Here is a 16849-nt window from a genome sequence, read left to right as displayed (position 1 = left end):
GGGTGGTGAGCAGCGAGCACGCACAGGCCACCCCTCCCACCGCCGCCAAGCGGCCCGTCACGAGGACCCACCACGGCATCGACTTCGTCGACGACTACGAGTGGCTGCGCGACAAGGAGTCGCCGGACACCCTCGCGTACCTCGAGGCCGAGAACGCGCACACCGACGCCGAGACCGCGCACCTGGGCGACCTGCGGGACCGGATCTTCGCCGAGGTGAAGGGCCGGGTCCGCGAGACCGACCTGTCCGTCCCGGTCCGCATGGGCGACTGGTGGTACTTCACGCGCACGGCCGAGGGCAGCCAGTACGGCGTGCACTGCCGGGCGCCGATCAGCGCCCCGGACGACTGGACGCCGCCCGCCGTGGTCGAGGGAGCCGCGACGCTCCCCGACGAGCAGGTCGTGCTCGACGGGAACGCGCTGGCCGACGGTCACGACTTCTTCTCGCTCGGCTCCTACGACATCAGCGACGACGGCACCCGACTCGTCTACGGCACCGACGTCGAGGGCGACGAGCGCTACACCCTGCGGGTCCGCGACCTGACGACCGGGCAGGACCTCGGCGACGAGATCCCGAACACCGGCGCCGGTGCGACGTTCGACCCCTCCGGCCGCTACGTCTTCTACCCGACGGTCGACGACTCCTGGCGTCCCGACCGGATCTGGCGGCACACCGTGGGCAGCAGCGCGAGCGACGACGTCGTGGTCTTCGAGGAGCCGGACGACCGCTACTGGGTCGGCGTCGGGGTCACCCGGTCGTCGCAGTACATCGTCATCGAACTCGGATCGAAGATCACCTCCGAGGCACTGGTCCTCGACGCGGCGGACCCGACCGGCGAGTTCCAGGTCGTCTGGCCGCGGCGTGAGGGAGTCGAGTACGAGATCGAGCACGCCATCGTCGGCGGCAGCGACCGGTTCCTGGTGCTCCACAACGACGGCGCCGAGAACTTCGAGCTGGTCGACGTCCCCGCGGACGACCCGACGTCCGAGCGCGACCGCCGCGTCGTCGTCGCGCACGACACGGAGCGCCGCATCGAGTCGGTGGACGCGTTCGCGGGGCACCTCGCGCTCGAGTACCGCTCCGAGGCGCTCCCCCGGATCGCGATCATCCCCATCGAGGGCGACGGCTACGGAGACGCGCACGAGGTGCCCTTCGACGAGGCCCTCTTCTCGGCCGGCCTCGGCGGCAACCCGGAGTGGGACCAGCCGACGCTCCGGATCGGGTTCACGTCGTTCGTGACGCCGTCCGAGGTGAGCGACCTCGACCTGGCCACCGGCGAGGTCACGGTCCTCAAGCGGCAGCCCGTGCTCGGCGGCTACGACCCGGCCGACTACGTGCAGGAACGCGACTGGGCCACGGCGGAGGACGGCACCCGCGTGCCGATCTCGCTCGTCTGGCGCCGTGACGCGGTCGACACCGACCGCCCTGCGCCGCTGCACCTGTACGGGTACGGCTCCTACGAGCACTCGATCGACCCCGGCTTCAGCGTGATGCGCCTGTCGATGCTCGACCGGGGCGTCGTGTTCGCCGTGGCGCACGTGCGCGGCGGCGGTGAGATGGGTCGGCACTGGTACGAGAACGGCAAGACCCTCACGAAGAAGAACACCTTCTCGGACTTCGTCGCCGTCGCCACCCACCTCATCGACTCCGGTCGGACGTCCGCCGACCGCCTGGTCGCCGAGGGCGGCAGTGCCGGTGGTCTCCTGATGGGTGCCGTGGCGAACCTCGCGCCGGAGCGGTTCGCCGGCATCCTCGCAGCGGTGCCCTTCGTCGACGCGCTGACGAGCATCCTCGACCCGGACCTGCCCCTGACCGTGATCGAGTGGGACGAGTGGGGCGACCCGCTGCACGACCCCGAGGTCTACCGGTACATGAGCGAGTACACGCCGTACGAGAACGTCCGCGACGACGTCCAGTACCCGCGGATCCTCGCCGTGACGAGCATCAACGACACGCGCGTGCTCTACGTCGAGCCGGCGAAGTGGACCGCGAAGCTGCGCGAGGTCGGTGCACCTGTGCTGCTCAAGACCGAGATGGCCGCCGGGCACGGCGGCGTGAGCGGGCGGTACGACTCGTGGAAGGAGCGGGCCTTCGAGCTCGCGTGGATGCTCGACGTGCTCGGGCTCGCCGACACCACCCCGGCGGCCGCGAGCGCGAACCCGGTCGCAGCCGGCTGAGCACCGCCGCGCGCCGCACGCGACGAGCGATGGCCGGGTCCCGCACGGGACCCGGCCATCGCTGTCCGGGGCAGCGACACGACACGCGTGCCGCCGCTGCCTCACACGCGGTTGAGCGCGTGCACCGCCTCGTCGTAGGACTCCTCCGCCAGCCGCACCCGGTCCCCCGCGAGCACGCCGTACCCGAACGTGCCCTCGCCGCCGCGTTCCGCGATCGCGGCGTTCGCCCGGAGGATGTCGAGGGCGTGCAGGGAACGCACCCGCTCGGTGAGCACGTCCGCCGCGGTGCCGATGCGCTTCCACAGCGCGTGCGGGAACGCGTCGTCGCCGAGCACGTCCATCGCCATCCGGGCCCGCATGGTCTCCTGCCAGGCGGCCTCGGTCGTCGCACGGTCGGCGGCCTCGCGTTCGGCGGCGGTGTCCGAGGTGTCGTCGGCGACGGCGGCCCGGACGAGCTCGCGCACGCGTGGCTTCACGTCCGCGCCGACGTCCTGCGCGACCTGCTTCGGCGAGCGGAGCGACCACGCGGTCGGCGCGGGCCGCTCGGCAGCGTCGTCGAGGGCGTCGAGCAGTTCCAGGAACGGCTCCCCGTGCAGGAACGCGACGACGTCCCGCACCGCCTGGTCGCGCCGCTCACGGGTGGAGGCGAGGATGCGCTCGCGGGTCATCGCGTCCACGAGGTCGTCCTGTGCCGGTGACGACGTGCGCGGCAACCGCTCGATCAGGTACTCGGCGAGCGCGGCACGCGCCGTCACGCCGGCCAGGGCGTCCGCCGCGCCAGCGGCACGGTCGACGGCGTCCCCGTCGGGGAACGCCGGGCGGTAGGCACCGAGGATCGCGGCGATCTCGAGGGTGGTGTCGGCCGTCTGCCGGAGGTCGGCGGCGTCGCCGGAGCGGAGCCGGGCCTCTTGGGTGAGGAGCGCGGTGCGCAGCTTCCGCACCCGCTTGGCCAGGATGCGTGCGGTCGTGCCCTTGGCGGGCTTGTCCTCGGTGCGGAGGCGCGGTGCCGGTGCTCCGGCCAGCCCCCGCGCGAGCTTCGACGCGACGGCGGCGGGCGCGGCCCCGACGGCCGCGAACCGGCCGTCGAGCGCCGCGAAGAGCTCGTGCGCCACCTGCTGGTCGACGCCGCCCACGGCCTCGACCTCGACCTCGCGCCACGTGCGCGGGGTCTCCGGCGCCTCGTCGTCGAGACGCTGGGCGGTGACCTGGTCGTCGGCGAGTTCGGCGACCTGGTCGCCGTCCTCGTCGAGGAGCCGGGTGACCGTGCGGGTGGTGGTGATGCGGACGACCGGACGCAACGCCCGACCGCGACGCTCGCTGAACAGCGCGGCGAGGACATCGTCCGGGACGACGTCGGCGTCCTCGGTCAGGGGGAAGTGCTGCTCGTGCCGGACCGTGTCCGACTCGGACCGCTTGATGTGCCATCCGGCGTCGGGGCCGCCGGTCCGTCGCCGCACGGTCACCCGCGCGGCGACGAGGTCGTAGCGGTCGGTGTCCCAGTAGGTGGCGTCGAGCTCGAACGGCTCTTCGTGCTCGGTGCGGAGGACGCCACCGGCGCCGACCAGGTCCGGCAGGGCACCGCCCTCGGGCAGGTCGTAGGTGCGCTCGATCTCGAGGTGGGTGTCGCTCACGCGCTCTTGTCTACCAGGGTTCCTCCGTGCGCCCCGAACTCGGCGGTCCGCCCTGTGGAGAACCGACTCGCGAGGAACCCGGCGAGGACGAGCACGAGGTACGGAGCACCGACCAGGAACGGCGTCCAGCGCTGCGGGACGAGCGTGTAGAGGGCGCCGCTGCCGTCGAGGAAGGCGTAGAGCACGGGGAGGGTGGCGAACACCCACGTCCACGCGGGGACCCGTGCGGCGATGAACCAGCCAGCGAGGGCGAGGAACAGGGGCACGAGGCCGAGCGTCGGTACCAGCACGACGCTGGAGTAGGGAGCGGCGATCGCCACGGCCCCCGCGGCGAGGACCGTGCTGGCCCCGATCCGTCGCCGTCGTCGGCTGGTGGGCAGCACGAGCGCCGCGAGCGCGATCGCGATGCTGGGGACGCCGACGGCGAGCACCTGGAGGCCGAGGATGCTCAGCACCCGGTCGGCCAGGGCCTCGTACCCGCCGTTCGGCTGCAGGACCAGCCACGCCCCCGATGCGAGCACCGAGATCACCGCCACGGCGACGAGGACGGGCACGGTCCGGATGCGGTGCGGCTCCGGGCGGTCGCCGGTCGGTGCTGCGGTCATCGTGGTCCCCCAGGTGGTGCGGCGGACGGCCCGGCGGTGGAAGAGGGCCGTGGTGAAGGCGCCGAACGCGAGCGCGGTCGGCGAGAGGTCGAGTTCGTCGGCGCCCTGCACGTCCGCGAGCCACTGTTCCCGGCGGGTCTCGCGGTGGGCAGCGGGCGAGATCGCGACCGCCGCCGAGACCAGTACCCGGTCGAGCGCGCTCACGATGCCACCGGTCGGTTGCTCGGACGGACGGCCCCGGCCGGACGCGCCGCTGCCCGGGCAGCCGCCGTCCGCGTGTCGACGAGCCCGCGCGCCGCGACGACGCCGTCCGCCGTGAACTCGTAGAGCCGTCGTCGAGGCCCGGACCGCTCGGCGTCGTCGTCCCAGCTGGATCGGATCCACCCGAGCTGTTCGAGTCGTTCGAGGATCGGGTACACGGTGCCGGCCTGTCGCCCGGTCGCCTTGATGACGAGCAGCCCCCAGGTCGGCCCGTCCGCGGTGAGCAGTGCACCGAGCACGTCGAGCGTGGGGGCGGTCACGCGTCGGATCGGTTCCATCGACTCAAGCTACCTATATCGAACAAGGGGCGCAAGACCCTCAGGAGCAGGAGTTAGCCTGAGCGCATGAGCGAGACGATCACCCGCGACGCGTTCGTGCCGGAGGCCGGCGCCGTCACGATGTTCACGACCACCTGGTGCGGCTACTGCGCGCGGCTGAAGAACCAGATGACGAAGGCCGGCGTGCCCTACACCGAGGTCGACATCGAGCAGACGCCCGGCACCGCCGAGCTCGTCGCCGAGGTCAACGGCGGCAACCAGACCGTGCCGACCCTGGTGTTCCCCGACGGCAGCACCGCGACGAACCCCTCGCTCGCCGAGGTCCAGTCCCGCATCTGACGCGCGTCGCACCCCCGTACGGACATCGCGCCCCGTGGCAACGGGGCGCGATGTTCGTACCAGGGGGCGGCGACCGGCGTCAGCCGCCGAGCGCCTCGGTCAGCAGCGCCGCCATGGCGTCGAGCTGGATGTCGCCGGAGTCGGTGACCTCCTCGTCGGACCCGTCCAGGGCACGGGCGGCCAGGGACGCCTTCGAGTCGATGAGCTCGGCGATCTTCGTGTCGATCGTCTGCGCCGCGATGATGCGCCACGCGGTGACCGGCTCTTCCTGCCCGATGCGGTGCACGCGGTCGATGGCCTGGGTCTGCTCGGCGCTCGTCCACGACAGCTCCGCCAGGACGACGTTCGACGCAACCTGCAGGTTGAGGCCGACGCCCGCAGCGGTCAGCGAGCAGACGATGACGGCGACGTCGGGGTCGTTCACGAACGAGTCGATCTCGGCCGTGCGCTGCGCCGGGGTCTGGTCGCCGCGGATGGTCGCGGTTTGGAGGTGACGACGGGCGAAGACCTCCTCCGCCTGGTCCATCACGTCGAGGTGCTTCGCGAAGAAGACGACCTTGCCGACGTTCGAGGCGAGCTGCGCCGCGTAGTCCGCCGCGAGCTGTGCCTTGGCCCGACCGATCCGTCGCACCATCGAGAACACGTTCTCGCCGGTCGACGAGGCGTCCTGGTCCTCGAGCTCCCAGCGGGCGACCTGGCGGACGAGCTTGTGGTCGATGCCGTCGACCGGGTCCTGCCCGGTCCGCGCGTCGAGTGCCTGGTGGTAGCGCTTGACCAGCTTCGCCGTGAGCTCGCGCTCGGCGTCGCGGATCGACCGGCCGACCTCGTCGTCGAGCTCCACGGGGATGTCGGCGATGCGGCGGGCGGGGATGTCCGCCGCCACGTCGACCTTGCGACGTCGGACGATGCCCTGGTCGATGACGGCCTTGCGCGCCTCGACGAAGAAGCCGGGGTCGGCCGGGGTGAGGCCGATCTCCTCGAGCTCGTTCATGAGCTTCGCGCGCGGCTTCTTGTCGTCGATCCAGCCGAGGTACTCCCAGATGGTCCGGAAGTCCTCGACCGAGTTGATGAGCGGCGTCCCGGTCAGCGCCATCATGAGCGGTGCCGCGGTGCGCTGCCGGATCTTCTCGGCGAGCTGCAGCACGAAGCGCGAGCGCTGCGAGTCCTTGTTCTTGATGAAGTGCGCCTCGTCGACCACCATCCCCTTGAACCCGAACGCGCCGAGCCAGCCGGCGTGCCGGTCGAGGATCTCGTAGTTCACGATGACGATGTCCGCGAAGCCGTCGAGGTCGTCGCCGTCACCGTGGATGACGGTCGCGGTGCGGTTCGGGACCCAGCGTGCCGCCTCGCGCGCCCAGTTGGTCTTGACGACGTTCGGCACGACGACGAGCAGCGGGAACGCGTTCGCGGCGTCGGCGGCCAGGAGCGACTGTGCCGTCTTGCCGAGGCCGGGCTCGTCGGCGAGCAGGAACGTGCGGTGCCCCTGGGACGCCGCGGCGATGAGTTCCGCCTGGTGCTTCATGAGCGTGGTGCCCGACCGCGAGTGCAGCGTCGCGGGCTCCGGCAGCGGCATCGACGCCACGCCCCCGCCCGCGCCGTACTCGAACGACTTGAAGAGCGGGCCGAACAGCTCCCAGTTGGCCAGGCGGCGCGGGTGCGCGACGGGCTGGTCGGCGAGCGCGAAGTCCGGCGGCATGAACGGGTTGGCGAGCTGGCGCTGCACGACGGCCTGCGGCACGACGGAACGGACCGGGCTCTCGACCGTCGGGGACGGCTCGGCCGCGATGACGAGGTCCTCCGGCTGCAGCTCCATGCCACCGGCGATCATCATGTCGCGCTTGACCGTCCGGGTCGCCTCGCTCACCGACGCCTCTTCGGTGAGGAGCTGGATGACGCTGGTGTCCCGTGCGGCGGTCTTCGCGAGGATGGTCGCGACGCCGTCGAGCCGCTTGAGCTGCTCGGCGCGCTGGGAGTCGGTGAGCTCGGTGTCTGCCTTGACCCGGGCGCGCTCCTCGCGCATGAGCAGGGCGACCGCCTGGAACTTCGACCGGTTCGAGGCCTTCAACGGGCCCCGCTGGGCAGCTGCCTCGACCTCGCGCACCGCGCGGGCGAGGACGGGGATGACGCCGTCGTTGTCGAGCGGCCGGGTACGGCGGGATGCGGTCCGCGTGCCGCCGGCTGCTCGCCGGGTGCCTGATCGAGCCAACGCTCCTCCTGTTCCGCCCGTTCGTCACGGGCGAGCCGCCCCACGGGGCGGAAGTCCTGGACCGGAGCCTGACACGACCCCGGTGCTCGCCGGCCACCATGGCCTGCTGCTTCGCCGGTCCCCGCTCGGGACGTCCGGTGGAGTCCCGCGGTCCGTTCCCATCGCGGCCACCGGGTGGTGCCGCATGCGACGGACCGCGCCGGGATCCGGCGCCGTCACACGCACGTGACGCCCCCACGGGACGACCACGGATCCGCTCCCCACGTCGGTCAAGCGACCGACTGCTGCGTCCGGAATCGACGCGGCACGCGGGGATCCGGTGCGTGCGCGGTCAGTTTACTCCCCGACCACCGACGGAGGCGACTCGACGGCACCCGCGCGAGTCGCGCCTCCAGGCCGTCGCCCGGCCACCTGCCGGTCGGGAGGCGCGGCGCGAGCCCGCCACGCGCCTCCCGTCAGTCCCGTGGTCACCCCCACCGGCCGCGCGTGCGCGGCTGCTCAGGTCGCGCGATCTGCCGCCGTGCGGGCCGTCGGACGACGGTTCGTGCGACCAGGACGACGCCCACGCGTCGTGTCCTGCGACCGCGACGGGAGGCGTCAGACCTGCGGTGCGGACCGGGGACGGACGAGCCCGTCGGACGGGAGGACCGGCGCCGCCTCGGCCAGGGCGGCCTGCGTCGCGGCGAGCAGCTGCTCGGCGGTGTGGATGCCGTTCGCCGACCCGGTCGTCGCCTGCCCGCCGGCGTGTGCCAGGAGTTGCGCGCCGATGGCGGGGCCGATGCGGTCCGTCTGGTCGGGGTTCCGCGCCACCCAGTCGCGGGCGACCGCGTCGGCGAGGCGTTCCGCGGCGGCACCGCGCTCCGCGTCCCCGCGCGACCGGTGCCAGAGCCCGGTGACGACGAGGTGCGCGACCACGGCGCCGATGTCACGGACCGGGAAGCCCCAGCCCGCGGTGTCGATGTCGAGCAGACCGGAGATCCGCCACGGCTCGTCCTCGTCGACGAACACCTGCTCGAGGTGCAGGTCGCCGTGCACCACCTGCTTCGTCGTCGACGCCCAGCCGATCGACCGCCGACCGATCGCGTCGTAGAGCGCGTCGATCTCCTCGGCGTCCTGCGGCAGCGCCGCGACCAGGGTGCGACGGTGCCAGTCCGCGTGGTCCATCGCGTCCGCACGCGCCTGCTGCGTCATCGGGACCGTCGCGATCCGTCCGGTGAGCGCAGCGAGCGACGCCACGAACCGCGGGTCGTCGGCGATGTCGAGGATGCGACTGCCCGCGGGAACACCGCGGATGCGCTCGAGGACGAGGAGTCCGTCGCCACGACTCGACAGGACCCGCGGCACCGGCAGACCCGCCGAGACGAACTGCTCGTGCGAGCGCTCGATCGGGGCCACCCGGTGCGGGCGGACGACCTTGAGGAACACCGTGCCCTCCGGGGCGTCCACCCGGACCACGGCACGCTTCCCCGGGCGGTAGGCCGCGACGGTGAGGGTCGGGTCGGTGACCGGCATGCCCAGCGTCGTGAGGAGCTCGGCGACGGCGTCCCGGTACGTGACCTGCGGCAGCACCGGCAGTCCGGGGTCGTTCGGGTACGCCCACACGGACACCGGGTCCCCCGTCGCCGGGTCGGTCACGATGGCGCTGTTCTGGTCGTGGGTCCCGCCGGTGTCGACGTACGTCAGGACCGTGGCGCGCTGCCCGCTGCGGTCGACCGTGTCGACCTCGTACCCGTACAGGTAGCCGTTGCCGGACGGCTCGACGGAGTGGGCGCGCGCGGCCACCACGGAGGTCCCGGAGCCGGCGAAGGCCTGCGGGATGACGCGCTCATGGTTGGGCCACACGACACCAGTCAACCGGACGCCGCGGGTTTCGTCGCGTTCGTGCACGGCTCGGCGTGCGGACCGTGGCTACCGTGGTCGACGTGAACCCGGTCGCGCGTCTCCGCAGCTCCAGCCGCACGCCGTTCCTGCAGGTCGTCAAGACCGCGGTCGCGGTGGTCGCCGCCGTGCTGCTCTGCCGGGTGCTCATCGACGGCCCGTTCCCGACCTTCGCCGCCATCGCCGCCCTGCTCGTCGTGCAACCGAGCATCAACCAGTCGTTCGTGAAGGGGCTCGAGCGGAGCGCGGGCGTCGTCATCGGCGTGGTGCTCGCCACCGGGTTCCACCTGCTGCTCGGAGACTCCGTGTGGGTCGTCCTGCTCGTCATCGTGCTCGCGATCCTCATCGCGTGGGCGCTCCGGCTCACGCCGACCTCGGCCACGCAGGTCGGCATCAGCGGGATGCTCGTGCTCACCGCGGGCGTCGTCACGCCGAACTACTCGGCGGACCGCATCCTCGAGACCGTCCTCGGCGCGATCGTCGCGCTCATCGTCAACGCCCTCATCGTGCCGCCCGTCCTGCTCGGCCCCGCGCACCTCGCCGTCGCCCGGCTCGCCCGCGACACCGCTGCGGCGTTCGAGCGGATCGCGATCGGCCTCACCGAGGGCTGGGACCGGGACCGCTGGCACGACGCGCTCCTGCAGGCCCGCGCACTGCGACAGCAGCACGGCCGGGCGGAGGCCTCGCTCACCGCCGCGCGGGAGTCCCTGACCATGAACCCCCGTGGCGGGCGCCACCGGACGATCCTCGACGACGACCTCGCGACCGCGGAACACCTGCGCGTCCTGGTCACCCGCGTCACCGGCATGACCCGTGCCGTCCACGACAACACCGCGCCCGACCTGCGCGCCGACCCGGTCGTCGGCAGCATCGCCACCGAGGTCGCCCGCATCGGGGCCGACGTCCGGGCGCTCGGGGCGCGGGTCGCCGCGTCCGAGGTGGCGTCCTCCGGCTCCGCTGCGCCGCTGCTCGCCCACGAGGAACCCGCGGCACAGGAGCCGGCGTTGACCGCGCCGCTCACCGTCGTCCGGCCGAACTCGCGGCACTGGGTGCTCATCGGCGCACTGCTCGAGGACATCCGGCGCGTGCGCGAGGAGCTGCTCGGCGAGGACGACTGACTCCCTGCGCGCTGGTCAGCGGGGTTCCTCGCGCTGGTCAGCGGGCGGCGGACGCCGCTTCGGCCGCGGTGTGCACGATGTCGTCCCAGATGGTCGCCGTCGGCAGGGACGCATCGGTCGCGACGACCTCGACGTCCGCGAACCGGTTGATCTCGGCGACAGCGGCCTCTGTCCCGGCCGCCCGGGCGGCCAGGCTCGCGACGTCGGGAACCGCCGTGCGCAGTTCGGCGACGACGCGGTCGCGGCTGTCGTCCTCCATGTCACCGAGGACGCCGATGCCCTTCCATGCGGCGTCGAGCTCGGCTCGGAGTCGGACGAGGGCCGGGTGGTCCGGCGTTTCGTTCATGGTGCCCCCAGTGCGGACGCTGCGTCGGGTACGCGTCGTCCGGGGCGTGAGCCTAGCAATGAAGCACCGGCCGCTCACGTCCCACGAACGAGGGACAGACCGTTCTGCCCGTTCCTGCGGGAACCTCGGAGCGTGACGGCTCCTCACTGTGACGAGATTCAGCGAGTTCGGTGCCGGAACACCCCTGGTCCGTCGGTTCGATGCCACGATGGGTCCGAGGAGGTCGCTATGCGCCTGTTGGTGGTCGAGGACGATGACGAGATGCGCGCGCTCATGGAGCGTGGTCTCGCGGCTGAGGGGTACCGCGTCACCGCGGTCGAGAACGGTGTCGAGGCGCTCATCGCCCTCGGCGAGCAGGCGTTCGACCTCGCCGTGGTCGACGTGATGATGCCGGGGATGTCCGGCTTCGAACTCGCTCGGCGCATCCGCGAGCGCGAGGACCCGGTCCGGATCCTCCTGGTCACCGCGCGCGACGCGGTCGACGACCGGGTGTTCGGTCTGGACGCCGGCGCGGACGACTACCTGACCAAGCCCTTCGCCTTCGCCGAGCTCACCGCTCGCTTGCGCGCGCTCGGCCGCCGCGAGACCGCCGGCGCTCCGCGCACCATCGAGGTGGGCGACGTCGCGATCGACTCCGAGGCCCGTCGCATCCTCATCAAGGGGCAACGTGTCGCCGTCAGCCCGACCGAGTTCGCGCTCCTGCGCCTGCTCGCCCGTTCCGTCGGCACCGTCGTGGACCGGCCGAAGATCCTGGAAGAGGTCTGGGACGGCTCGCAGCACGTCGACCCGAACGTCGTCGAGCAGTACATCTCGTACCTGCGGAAGAAGCTGACCTCGCACGAGGCCACCGTGGCGATCTCGACCGTGCGCGGTCGCGGCTACCGGCTCGACCTCCTCGGGGCGTGACCGGCGCTCCGCACACCTCCGGACCGGACACCCCGAGGCGCGGTCTGATCCGTCCGCTGCGGGTGCTGTCGCTCCGCTCGCGGATCACCATCGGTTCGACCGCCATCGCCGCGGTCGTCATCGTGCTGCTGGTGCTCGTCATGCGGTTCCAGGTCGTCAGCGTCGTCGCGAGTGCGACCAGGACCCTGCTCGACGCCGACGCCGACCCGTACGTCGCGACGCTCGAGGTCGACAGCGATCCGAAGCTCTCCGCGCCCGGCAACGCGCAGCTCGTCGCCGTGGTGTCGCCGTCGGGTGACATCGCCCTGTCGACCATGCCGCCGAAGGTCGAGCGCGCACTCGGCAGCCTGATGACGACGAAGGCCGGGACCTCGGTGATCCGCGTGTCCGGCTCCGAGTACCGCGTCGTCGTGGAGCACCCGGTCAACCACGCGGGCCGGTGGACGGTCGTCGCAGCGCGCAACTCGCAGGCCGAGGCGATCGTCGTCGACGACCTGACCTCGACCCTCTCGCTCACCGGCCTCGCGATCCTCATCGCGTTCGGCGTCGCGTCGTGGGTGCTGGCCACCGCGGCGCTCCGGCCGGTGAACCGCATGCGCCGCGAGGCGGAGCGGCTCTCCGTCGCACCGGAGCGCGCCGAACTACCGGTCGGCCCGGCCCAGGACGAACTCGCGTCGCTCGCCACCACCCTCAACGCCTTCCTCGCCCGTACCCGCCAGGCCACCGAGCGTGAGCGCCAGATGGTCTCCGACGCCAGCCACGAGCTCCGCACGCCGCTCGCGATCCTCACGACCCAGCTCGACCTCGCCTCGTTGGACGGCGACGACGCCGCTGCCCTCGCCGGCCACATCGAGCGCGCGAAGGGCAACGTCGCCCGCCTGTCGCGCCTGGCGAACGACCTGCTCGCGCTGTCCCGCATCGAGGAGTCCGAGCAGCGTGACCAGGACGGCCAGGAGCAGACGCTCACCAGCTGGTCCGACCTGGGCGACGAGGTGATGACCGCCGTGGACCGCGTGCGGTTGATCGCGTCCGCGAAGGACGTGACCGTCGACTTCGACCTGGAGCCCCCGACCGGCCTCGACGGATCCGGGGCCAGCGACGACTCGGAGCCGCGGTACCGGCTCGACACCGGTGGGATGGCGCAGCTCGTCACGAACATCGCCGGCAACGCCGTGTCCGCGCTGCCGCGTGGCGGGGGCGTCTTCGTGTCGTGGCGGAGCGCCGCCGGCGAGGGCGTCCTGCAGATCACCGACGACGGGCCCGGCGTCCCCGAGTCGTTCATCCCCGTGGCCTTCGACCGGTTCACCCGCCCCGACGAGGCCCGGAAGTCGCGGCCGAACCCGGACCCGGCCACCGGCGCCATCCCGTTGCCCGGCGGCTCCGGCCTCGGGCTCGCGATCGTGCGGGCGGTCGCGGAACGAGCCGGGGGCACGGCATCCCTGCGCAACGTCCGCTCCGGTGGGCTCGAGGTCACCGTGCGCGTGCCCGAGGCGTCGTAGTCGTCGTCTGACTGACTGACGGACGGACGGACGGACGGACGGACGACGTCGTCGTCGGTCGGACGACACGAATCCTCCGTCGAGGACGTCCCCGCACCGAGCGGCCCACCCCGGCGAGGGCGCAGCGGTCCGCCACGCTCGACAGCGCAGCACGGTCCCCGCTCACTGGAAGTCGCGCGACCGGGTGCGCACCGACAGGGACAGGTGCTCGATCCGGTCCGCCACCAGGTTGACGACCCCGTCCGGCGAGCGCTCGAGGATCCCCCGCACGATGATCGCCGGTGCCTCGCGCGCGACCCGTCGGTAGCGCCCCCACACCCCGACGCTGCAGATCACGTTCACGAGCCCGGTCTCGTCCTCGACGTTCATGAAGGTGATGCCCGACGCCGTCGCCGGACGCTGCCGGTGCGTCACGATCCCGCCGATCTCGACCCGTCGACCCGTCTCCGCCGTGGCGGTGTCCTGCACGCTGAGCACCCCGCGGGCGACGAGTCCGTCGCGGACGTGCCGTACCGGGTGGTCGTCCGTCGTCATCCCCGTCGACCACATGTCCGCGATGAGGACGTCCCCGCTGGTCATCTGCCCGAACAGCGGGGGCTGCACCGTCACCTGGGTGTCGGGCAGTTGGTCGGGTCGCTCCGCGGCGGCCTGGGCGGCCGACCACATGCCGCCGCGGCGGTCCACCCCGAGGGCGGCGAAGGCGTCGGCGGCGGCCAGGGCCTCGAGCTGCGCCGTCGTGAGCCCGACCCGGCGGGCCAGATCGGACATGTCGGTGAAGGGTCCGTGGGCATCGCGTTCCGCGACGATCTTCTCGGCGCTCTTCCGTCCGAGCGACGCGACCTCGGCGAGGCCGAGCCGGACCGCGAACGCGCCGTCCCGACGGTGCTGGGCAGTGTCGTCGGGCAGCCCCTTGTCGAACGGCAGCACCGGGGGCTGCTCGACCTCGAGGCAGGCGTCCGCACCGGTGGGGGTCGCTGCGCGTTCCCCGTCCGGCAGCGGCTCGAGCGTCGCGTCCACGCCCGACCGCAGGATGTCCGGCCGCAGCACCTGCACGCCGTGCCGTCGTGCGTCCGCCACGAGCGTCTGCGGCGAGTAGAACCCCATCGGTTGGGCCCGGAGCAGTGCTGCCAGGAACGCCCCCGGGTAGTGCAGCCGCATCCACGCGCTCGCGTAGACGATGAGGGCGAAGCTGATGGAGTGGCTCTCCGCGAAGCCGAAGTTCGCGAACGCCTGGATCTTCGCGTAGATGGCGTCGGCGTCCGCACCGTGGATGTCGTTCGCCGCCATCCCCGCGTAGAGCTTGTCGCGGAGGCGGTCGATCTTCTCGTGTCCGCGCTTCGACCCCATGGCGCGCCGCAGCAGGTCCGCGTCGTCGCCCGAACACCCGCCGACCGCGATCGCCATCTGCATGAGTTGTTCCTGGAACAACGGGACGCCGAGGGTGCGCTCGAGCACCGGTTCGAGGGACGGGTGGATGTAGGTGATCGGCTCCTCGCCGGTCCGCCGCCGGATGTAGGGGTGCACGGCGCCGCCCTGGATCGGACCGGGCCGCACCAGGGCGACCTCGATCACGAGGTCGTAGAACCGCCGCGGCAGCAGCCGGGGCAGGGTGCCCATCTGCGCCCGGGACTCCACCTGGAACACGCCGATGGTGTCGGCGCGGCACAGCTGGTCGTAGACGCCCTGTTCCTCCTTCGGGATGGAGTGCATGTCCCACCGTTCCCCGCAGTGCTCGTCGGCGAGGTCGAACGAGTACTGCAGGGCGGCGAGCATGCCGAGCCCGAGCATGTCGAACTTCACGAGCCCCATGTACGCGCAGTCGTCCTTGTCCCACTGCAGCACGGTCCGACCGTCCATCCGCGCGTGCTCGATCGGCACGACCTCGCCCACGGGACGGTCGGTGAGCACCATGCCGCCGGAGTGGATGCCGAGGTGCCGCGGGAAACCCAGGACCTGCTGCGCCATGTCCACCACCGCGTCGGGGATGTCGTGGTCCTGGCTCTCGGTGACGGAGCCCCACCGCTCGACCTGCTTCGACCAGGCGTCCTGCTGCCCGGGGCTGTGACCGAGCGCCTTCGCCATGTCCCGCACGGCGCCCTTCGGCCGGTAGGTGATGACGTTCGCGACCTGGGCGGCGTTGAACCGGCCGTACTTGTCGTAGACGTACTGGATGACCTCTTCGCGCCGGTCGGAGTCGAAGTCGACGTCGATGTCGGGTTCCTCGTCGCGCATCGCCGACAGGAACCGCTCGAACGGCAGCCCGTACCGGATCGAGTCCACCGCGGTGATCTCGAGCAGGTAGCACACCGCCGAGTTCGCCGCCGACCCGCGCCCTTGGCAGAGGATCCCCCGGTCGCGGGCGTACTGCACCATGTCGCGCACGATGAGGAAGTACCCGGGGAAGTCCTTGTCCTCGATCACCGCGAGTTCGCGTTCGATGCGCTCCCGCTTCTGCGGGTCCACACCGTCGGCGCTGCCCGGGTAGAACCGACGGGCACCGCGCCAGGTCAGCTCCCGCAACCAGGACATCGTCGTGTGGCCGTCCGGGACGTCGATGTCCGGCAGCCCGGGCTTGACGGTCTTCAGCCGGAAGCCCAGCTCGTCGGCGAGCGTCACGCTGTGCTCGACGGCACCCGGCCAGCGTGCGAACCGCCTGGCCATCTCGGCGCCGGACCGGAGGTGGGCGGTGGGTGCGGCCGGCAGCCAGCCGTCGACCTCGTCGAGGCTCCGTCGGGACCGGACGGCGGCGAGCGCCGTCGCCACCGGGAACCGGTCGGGGGTGGCGTAGTGCACGTTGCCCGTGGCCACGATCGGCAGCGCGTGCTTCGCGGCGAGCGCGGCGAGGACGTCGTTGCGGGAGGAGTCCATCGGGTCGCCCTGGTCGATGAGCTCGACCACGACACCGGCACTGCCGAACCGGTCGAGCAGCGTGCGGAGGGCGGCCTCGGCCGCGGATTCGCCACCGCGTTCGAGTGCCTGCCGGACGGCACCCTTCCGACAGCCGGTGAGGACCCGCCAGTGTCCGTCCGCCCGCGCCGCCAGGTCGTCGAGGTCGTAGCGCGGCCGCCCCTTCTCGGCGCCGGCGGCCAGGTGCGCGCGGGTGACCGCGCCGGCCAACCGGTGGTAGCCCTCCTGCCCGTCGGCGAGCAGGAGGAGGTGCGTGCCCTCGGGGTCGGGGACCCCGTTCTGCGGCTCGGTCAGCCCGAGGGACAGCTCGGTGCCGTACACCGTGCCCACGGTCGGGTACGCCTCGGCGACCTCGGCCATCCGCGCGGCGCCGTAGAAGCCGTCGTGGTCGGTGAGCGCGAGGCCGTGCAGGTGCAGCCGGGCGGCCTCTTCGAAGAGGTGCTCGGGTCCGCTCGCACCGTCGAGGAAGCTGAACGTCGAGTGCGCGTGCAGTTCGGCGTAGGGCACGACCCGGACGTCGCCGGTGTCGGGCAGCGGTGGGGAGGCGGGTGCGTACGGCTCACGCTTGCGCGACCAGGCGGGACTGTCGCCGCCGTCGCCGGCGTGCGAGCTGCCCGGGTTCCGCTTGTCGGAGAGCGCCCGTTCGAACTGCGACCACGGGATGGGTGGGTTGCTGTACCCCATCAGCGCTGCCTTCC

12 protein-coding genes are annotated in these 16849 nt (G+C 72.3%); 5 read left to right on the top strand and 7 right to left on the bottom strand.

The features are described 5' to 3' along the window. The first annotated feature begins 5 nt into the window (after positions 1 to 5). The gene (locus AAEP86_RS09710) at positions 6 to 2177 is read left to right on the top strand and encodes a S9 family peptidase (RefSeq protein ID WP_420370332.1); all 2172 of its coding nucleotides are present in this window, start codon (positions 6 to 8) and stop codon (positions 2175 to 2177) included. 101 nt (positions 2178 to 2278) lie between these two features. Here the strand turns inward: AAEP86_RS09710 and AAEP86_RS09705 are convergent, their stop codons facing one another. Genes AAEP86_RS09705 through AAEP86_RS09695 form a run of 3 tightly spaced genes read right to left on the bottom strand, consistent with a single transcriptional unit; the run spans position 2279 to position 4952 of the window. Beyond that, complete coding sequence (locus tag AAEP86_RS09705; protein ID WP_420370331.1) at positions 2279 to 3808, bottom strand: CYTH domain-containing protein; 1530 nt, start codon at positions 3806 to 3808, stop codon at positions 2279 to 2281. Further along, entirely contained in the window at positions 3805 to 4617 is an 813-nt protein-coding gene (locus tag AAEP86_RS09700; protein ID WP_420370330.1) for a hypothetical protein, read from the bottom strand. The genes AAEP86_RS09705 and AAEP86_RS09700 overlap by 4 nt, the downstream gene beginning before the upstream one ends. Beyond that, the gene (locus AAEP86_RS09695) at positions 4614 to 4952 is read right to left on the bottom strand and encodes a PadR family transcriptional regulator (protein WP_420370329.1); all 339 of its coding nucleotides are present in this window, start codon (positions 4950 to 4952) and stop codon (positions 4614 to 4616) included. The genes AAEP86_RS09700 and AAEP86_RS09695 overlap by 4 nt, the downstream gene beginning before the upstream one ends. A gap of 66 nt (positions 4953 to 5018) precedes the next feature. Here AAEP86_RS09695 and AAEP86_RS09690 point away from each other — a divergent pair, with 66 nt between their 5' ends. Next, positions 5019 to 5291 (top strand): mycoredoxin, encoded by a 273-nt coding sequence (locus AAEP86_RS09690; protein ID WP_092093989.1) that lies wholly within the window; start codon positions 5019 to 5021, stop codon positions 5289 to 5291. 79 nt (positions 5292 to 5370) lie between these two features. On the opposite strand, the gene AAEP86_RS09685 is transcribed toward AAEP86_RS09690, so the two are convergent. Then, positions 5371 to 7497 (bottom strand): DEAD/DEAH box helicase, encoded by a 2127-nt coding sequence (locus AAEP86_RS09685; RefSeq protein ID WP_420370328.1) that lies wholly within the window; start codon positions 7495 to 7497, stop codon positions 5371 to 5373. Positions 7498 to 8094: 597 nt separating this feature from the next. Next, positions 8095 to 9339 (bottom strand): phosphotransferase enzyme family protein, encoded by a 1245-nt coding sequence (locus AAEP86_RS09680; protein ID WP_420370327.1) that lies wholly within the window; start codon positions 9337 to 9339, stop codon positions 8095 to 8097. A gap of 71 nt (positions 9340 to 9410) precedes the next feature. On the opposite strand from AAEP86_RS09680, the gene AAEP86_RS09675 reads away from it, so the two are divergent. After that, positions 9411 to 10493 carry an FUSC family protein gene (locus tag AAEP86_RS09675; protein WP_420370326.1) on the top strand — a complete coding sequence of 361 codons (1083 nt, stop codon included), beginning with the start codon at positions 9411 to 9413 and terminating at the stop codon, positions 10491 to 10493. Between the two features lie 37 nt (positions 10494 to 10530). Here AAEP86_RS09675 and AAEP86_RS09670 read toward each other — a convergent pair whose 3' ends face one another. Beyond that, a complete protein-coding gene (locus AAEP86_RS09670) occupies positions 10531 to 10839 on the bottom strand; it encodes a hypothetical protein (protein ID WP_420370325.1) in 309 nt (102 codons plus the stop codon). A gap of 228 nt (positions 10840 to 11067) precedes the next feature. On the opposite strand from AAEP86_RS09670, the gene AAEP86_RS09665 reads away from it, so the two are divergent. Both AAEP86_RS09665 and AAEP86_RS09660 read left to right on the top strand, forming a co-directional pair. Then, the gene (locus AAEP86_RS09665; RefSeq protein ID WP_420370324.1) at positions 11068 to 11745 is read left to right on the top strand and encodes a response regulator transcription factor; all 678 of its coding nucleotides are present in this window, start codon (positions 11068 to 11070) and stop codon (positions 11743 to 11745) included. Further along, on the top strand, positions 11742 to 13244 hold the full coding sequence (locus AAEP86_RS09660) for a sensor histidine kinase (RefSeq protein WP_420370323.1): 1503 nt from the start codon (positions 11742 to 11744) through the stop codon (positions 13242 to 13244). The genes AAEP86_RS09665 and AAEP86_RS09660 overlap by 4 nt, the downstream gene beginning before the upstream one ends. Before the next feature lie 162 nt (positions 13245 to 13406). On the opposite strand, the gene AAEP86_RS09655 is transcribed toward AAEP86_RS09660, so the two are convergent. Then, positions 13407 to 16835 carry an error-prone DNA polymerase gene (locus tag AAEP86_RS09655; protein WP_420370322.1) on the bottom strand — a complete coding sequence of 1143 codons (3429 nt, stop codon included), beginning with the start codon at positions 16833 to 16835 and terminating at the stop codon, positions 13407 to 13409. Positions 16836 to 16849 lie beyond the last annotated feature (14 nt).

Source organism: Curtobacterium sp. L1-20 (genome assembly GCF_048755855.1).
GTDB lineage: Bacteria > Actinomycetota > Actinomycetes > Actinomycetales > Microbacteriaceae > Curtobacterium.
The sequence above is the reverse complement of the archived record's forward strand: the minus strand, read 5'-3'. Positions and strand labels throughout refer to the sequence as shown.